The organism is Mesorhizobium sp. P5_C1, assembly GCF_054049815.1.
Genome location: NZ_JBFULQ010000438.1, coordinates 1 through 4,606 on the forward strand (window position 1 = coordinate 1; position 4,606 = coordinate 4,606).

Annotated in this window: 5 protein-coding genes and 2 pseudogenes; 1 reads left to right on the plus strand and 6 read right to left on the minus strand. The window is 63.4% G+C overall.

Annotated elements, in window-relative coordinates; all coding sequences use genetic code 11:
- Nucleotides 1-294: pseudogene (locus ACXJ7R_RS25230) on the minus strand (cytochrome b); the annotation flags it as partial.
- A 16-nt stretch (nucleotides 295-310) separates the two neighbouring features.
- Nucleotides 311-871, minus strand: a complete 561-nt coding sequence (petA, locus tag ACXJ7R_RS25235; protein WP_457154199.1) for a ubiquinol-cytochrome c reductase iron-sulfur subunit — start codon at nucleotides 869-871, stop codon at nucleotides 311-313.
- A 313-nt stretch (nucleotides 872-1,184) separates the two neighbouring features.
- On the opposite strand from petA, the gene ACXJ7R_RS25240 reads away from it, so the two are divergent.
- Nucleotides 1,185-1,529 (plus strand): cupin domain-containing protein, encoded by a 345-nt coding sequence (locus tag ACXJ7R_RS25240; RefSeq protein WP_457154200.1) that lies wholly within the window; start codon nucleotides 1,185-1,187, stop codon nucleotides 1,527-1,529.
- A 57-nt stretch (nucleotides 1,530-1,586) separates the two neighbouring features.
- Here ACXJ7R_RS25240 and ACXJ7R_RS25245 read toward each other — a convergent pair whose 3' ends face one another.
- From ACXJ7R_RS25245 to ACXJ7R_RS25260, 4 genes and pseudogenes are all read right to left on the minus strand, one after another.
- Nucleotides 1,587-1,892, minus strand: coding sequence for a DUF6665 family protein (locus ACXJ7R_RS25245; protein ID WP_457154201.1), 306 nt, complete (start codon nucleotides 1,890-1,892; stop codon nucleotides 1,587-1,589).
- A gap of 1 nt (nucleotide 1,893) precedes the next feature.
- Nucleotides 1,894-2,361 (minus strand): GNAT family N-acetyltransferase, encoded by a 468-nt coding sequence (locus ACXJ7R_RS25250; protein ID WP_457154202.1) that lies wholly within the window; start codon nucleotides 2,359-2,361, stop codon nucleotides 1,894-1,896.
- Between the two features lie 20 nt (nucleotides 2,362-2,381).
- Nucleotides 2,382-4,265 carry an ABC transporter ATP-binding protein gene (locus tag ACXJ7R_RS25255; protein ID WP_457154203.1) on the minus strand — a complete coding sequence of 628 codons (1,884 nt, stop codon included), beginning with the start codon at nucleotides 4,263-4,265 and terminating at the stop codon, nucleotides 2,382-2,384.
- 10 nt (nucleotides 4,266-4,275) lie between these two features.
- A pseudogene (locus ACXJ7R_RS25260) lies at nucleotides 4,276-4,606 on the minus strand (ABC transporter ATP-binding protein); the annotation flags it as partial.

Genomic DNA, 4,606 nt, shown 5'->3' on the forward strand with positions numbered 1-4,606 from the left:
GGCATGGAGATAGCGCAACAGCCAGCCCGAATTCACGTCGCGCATGATCTTCTCGACCGAATCGAAGGCGAGACTGGTGTCGGCCGCAAAGTGCATGGCCAGCACGATGCCGGTCAGCATCTGCGACACCAGCATGATCGCCAGGATACCGCCGAAGGTCCACGCATAGTTCAGGTTGCGCGGCACCGGATAGGCGATGAAACTGTCATAGACCATCCGCGGCAGCGGCATGCGGGCGTCGAACCAGCGTTCGATACCGGTCTTGGGCGTATAGGTCGAGTGTCCCTCGCTCATCGAAATATCCCCTGCCTCAACCGATAAGGATCTTGGTATCGGAAATGAACTTGAATACCGGCACTGCCATGTTCTCGGGCGCCGGGCCTTTGCGAATGCGGCCGGCCGTGTCGTATTGCGAACCGTGGCACGGGCAGAACCAGCCGCCGAATTCGCCTTCCTGGCCGAGCGGAATGCAGCCCAGATGCGTGCAGACCTGGACCATCACCATCCAGGCTTCCTTGCCGGGCGTGGTGCGGTTGGCGTCGGTCGCCGGCGCGTCGGCCGGAAGGTTCGCGTTGCGGGCGATCGGATCCTTGAGGTCTGTCAGCTTGACCGCCTCGCCGTCCTTCATCTCCTGCTCGGTGCGGTTGCGCACCACGACAGGCTTGCCACGCCATTTGACAATCAGCGACATGCCCGGGGTCAGTGAAGCGACGTCGACCTCGACGGAAGCCAACGCCAGTGTCGAGGCGTCAGGGCGCATCTGGTCGATGAACGGCCATGCGAGGGCACCCGCGCCGACCACCGCGGCCATGCCGGTGGCGACATAGAGAAAATCACGACGGTTGGGATCCTGGGTGTCGGTTGCGCTCACGGGTGCCTGATCCTTTCGCCTATTCCGCGCCGGTGGCTGAGCCATGTTCCCCGCTCAATTGCGCCAACCCGACAGCGCATGGCGAACAGGCTTGCGAATTCCTCCGGCATTTGGACTTCGGTTTATGCGTGAAGCCCGTTTTTGTCCAGACGGGTGAAGGCACAAGGGCAGATTGTCGCGGGGACAAAATCCGTCCTCGGTCAGCGCGACGCCGGATGGCCGCCAAAGATCGCTAAACAACAGGGAAACAACCGCAATTCCGGGGTCGCCTCCACCTCGACACCGGACACCGGCCCGGTCTATCCTTGCCACCATGRCACACGTCATAGACCGCGACACATGGGCTGTTMGCTCTGACGGCTGGAAGGGCGAGCTGCAATGCGGCGCCTACGGCTCCAAGTCCTGCCTGATCTTCAACTATCTGCCTGATGTCGGCGGCGGCCCCCGGCTCCACACGCATCCCTACGCAGAGATCTTCATCATCCGCCAGGGCACCGGCCTGTTCACGGTCGGCGACCAGGAGGTCGAGGCCTTTGCCGGCCAGATCGTGATCGTTCCGCCCAACACGCCGCACAAATTCACCAATCTCGGACCGGGCCCTCTGGAAACCACCGACATCCACGAGAACGGCACCTTCATCACCGAATGGCTGGAATGACCATGATCCCGAAAGCGGGAACCAGTTTTCGCCGGAGGTCATGGTCGAACAAAAGAGCTATTTCGCGCCGAGCCTGACCAGAACCGCCTTCGGGATGTTGTATTCGCGAATGACGGCGTCATGCTTTCGCAATCCGCACAGTTCGCGCTGGATGAAATAGCCGTGCACCGCCTCTGCGGCCTCCTTGAGGAGACGGGGACGCAGGTTCTCATCGCCATTGTCGCGCAGCCTCCCCAGCGTTTCCTCGACCCGCTGGCCGGCGCGGCCGAGTGCTGCCGCCTTCTCGGCGAGGATTTCATGGCCGAGCGCGTCGAAGGCGGCTTCGGCAGCCGTGGCGCTGGCAGATGGAGGACGCAGCGACATTTCAGCCTCCTTTCCCAAAAATCATGCGGTGTGTGACGAATTCTTCGCCTATCACCGGCTGGAAGCCAAGCCGCTCATAGAACGCGAAGGCTTCTTGCGGCGCACGGGTGTTCAGCGCGGTAAAATGCTGACGCGCCCTATCGATGACGGTCTCGACCATCATGCGGCCAAGGCCGGTGCGGCGGTGAGGCGCGCTGACGAACAGGTGCCGGACCCGGCCCTGGTCCCTCGCCTCGAAATAAGGATCGATGTTCAGCCCGCACACACCGGCGAGGTCGCGGCCATGCCATGTGCCGTACAGCGCCTCGCCCCGCTTCAGGAACTTGTTGCGGCCGCTTGCCCAGCCATCCGCCAGGCGCACCAGCATCCAGTACCCCTCCAGACGGCTCTCCTCCTTCAGCGCGTCGAAGCCCGGCGTGGTTGGCCGGAGCCGCTTGAGCACAAAGCCGACCTCCGCCGATCCACCCATGCCCTCACTCCGCCGCCCCCTCATTCCGCCGGTCGCGTCTCTTCGAGCACGCTTTCCTCGTGATAGAGGAAGCCGCCGGACTGCCGCTGCCACAGCCGCGCATAGAGCCCGTCAAGCGCCACCAGTTCGTCATGCGTGCCTTGTTCGACGATGCGGCCGCCGTCGAGCACCACCAGCCGGTCGAGCGCGGCGATGGTCGACAGCCGATGGGCGATGGCGATGACCGTCTTATCCTCCATCAGCAACGCCAGATTCTCCTGGATCGCCGCCTCGATGTCCGAGTCCAGCGCCGACGTCGCCTCGTCGAGGATCAGGATCGGCGCGTCCTTGAGGAAGACGCGGGCGATTGCCACGCGCTGGCGCTGGCCGCCCGACAGTTTGACGCCGCGCTCGCCGACAAAGGCCTCGTAGCCGGCACGGTCCCGGTTGTCGCGAAGGCCCACGATGAATTCGTGCGCCTCGGCCTTCCTGGCCGCAGCGATCATCTCGGCATCGGTCGCGTCAGGCATGCCGAGTTTGATGTTGTCGCGCAGCGAACGGTGGAACAGTGCCGTGTCCTGGCTGACGACACCGATATTGGCGCGCAGCGAATTCTGCGTCACACCAGCGACGTCCTGACCGTCGATGGTGATGGACCCGCTTTCCAGATCGTAGAGCCGCAGGATCAGATTGGCGAGCGTCGTCTTGCCGGCGCCGGACGGCCCGACCAGCCCGACCTTTTCACCCGGCCGCACGACTAGGTCGATGCCGTTGAGCACGCCGAACCCCTTGCCGTAGTGGAACTCGACATTCTTGACCTCGATGCGCCCACCGGCCACCACGAGTTCTTTTGCGCCGGGCGCATCGGTGAGGCCGAGCGGCTGCGAGACCAGCGCCTTGGAGTTTTCCAGCACACCGAGATTACGCAATATGCCGTTGAGCTGCATCATCACCCGGCCGAGCAGCATGTTGAGCCGCAGCACCAGCGACAGCGTGAAGGCGACCGCGCCAACGGTGATCGAGCCTTCGAGCCACAGATAGACGGCAAAGCAACCGATCGTCGTGATCATGATGCCCGACAGTGTCGTCAGCGCCATACGCACGCCGGTCAGTCGGCGGGTGAACGGGCGCAGCGCGTCGAGATAGATGTCGAAGCCGTTCTTGATGTAGCGGTCGTCGCCATCGGCCGAGAACAGTTTCAGCGTCTGCACGTTCGAATAGGAATCGACGATGCGGCCGGTGATCATCGAGCCGGCTTCGGCGGTTTCCTCTGCGTGCTTACGGATTGCCGGCAGATAGAGCTTGGCCAGCCAGCCGAAGGCGGAAATCCAGATCACCACCAGCACGGCCAGCCTGAGATCCAGCCCGGCGACCAGCGCCAGCGTCGTCACGGTATAGACGATCATGAACCAGATGACCTCGATGAAGCTTTCCATCAGGTCACCGGTGGCTTGGCCCGCCTGCCAGACCTTGGTGGCGATGCGGCCGGCGAAATCGTTCTGGAAGAAGGCGTAGGACTGGCGCGACACGTACCGGTGCGCCTGCCAGCGCACCAGATTGTAGAAGCCGGGCGTGATTGTCTGTTCGTCGACCAGCGCTGACAGGCCGACGACGATGGTGCGGATGACCAGCACCACCGCGATCATGAACACCAGTTCGGGGCCGGCGGCATTCCACAGCGCGTGCCAGCTGCGCTCGCCGGGAAGCTGGTCGAGAATGTCGACCAGCCGCCCGACGAAGTAGAACAGGCCGGCTTCGACCAGCGGTGCTATGCCGCCGATGAGCAGCATGGCGAAAAAGGCGAATTTCGCCTGGCCGACATAGTGCCAGAGAAAACCGCCGACGCTCGTCGGTGGCCGAAGATTCGCCGGCTCCCTGAACGGATAGACCCAGTTCTCGAACCAGCGATAGACGGCTGTCATCATGCGGCGGCCATCATTCTGCGGCTTGCCCCTTTGCACGTGCGTCATTGGCGGCATCGGCCGGGCCATCGTCGAGCAGGAACCCGCCCGACTGACGCTGCCAGAGCTGCGCGTAGAGCCCGCCCCGGGCGACGAGTTCCTCGTGCGAACCTTCCTCGATGACGTGGCCCCTGTCCATCACCACCAGCCGGTCCATCGCCGCGATGGTCGACAGCCGGTGCGCGATGGCGATGACGGTCTTGCCTTGCATGAGCTTGTAGAGATTCTCCTGGATGGCCGCTTCAGCCTCGGAATCGAGCGCGGACGYCGCCTCGTCAAGGATAAGTATAGGTGCGTCCTTCAAC

What these genes read in the sequence shown, in the direction of transcription:
- ACXJ7R_RS25245 (WP_457154201.1), bottom strand. Translation starts at nt 1,892, where the DNA reads ATGTCGCTGCGTCCTCCATCTGCCAGCGCCACGGCTGCCGAAGCCGCC.
- ACXJ7R_RS25250 (WP_457154202.1), bottom strand. Translation starts at nt 2,361, where the DNA reads ATGGGTGGATCGGCGGAGGTCGGCTTTGTGCTCAAGCGGCTCCGGCCA.
- ACXJ7R_RS25255 (WP_457154203.1), bottom strand. Translation starts at nt 4,265, where the DNA reads ATGATGACAGCCGTCTATCGCTGGTTCGAGAACTGGGTCTATCCGTTC.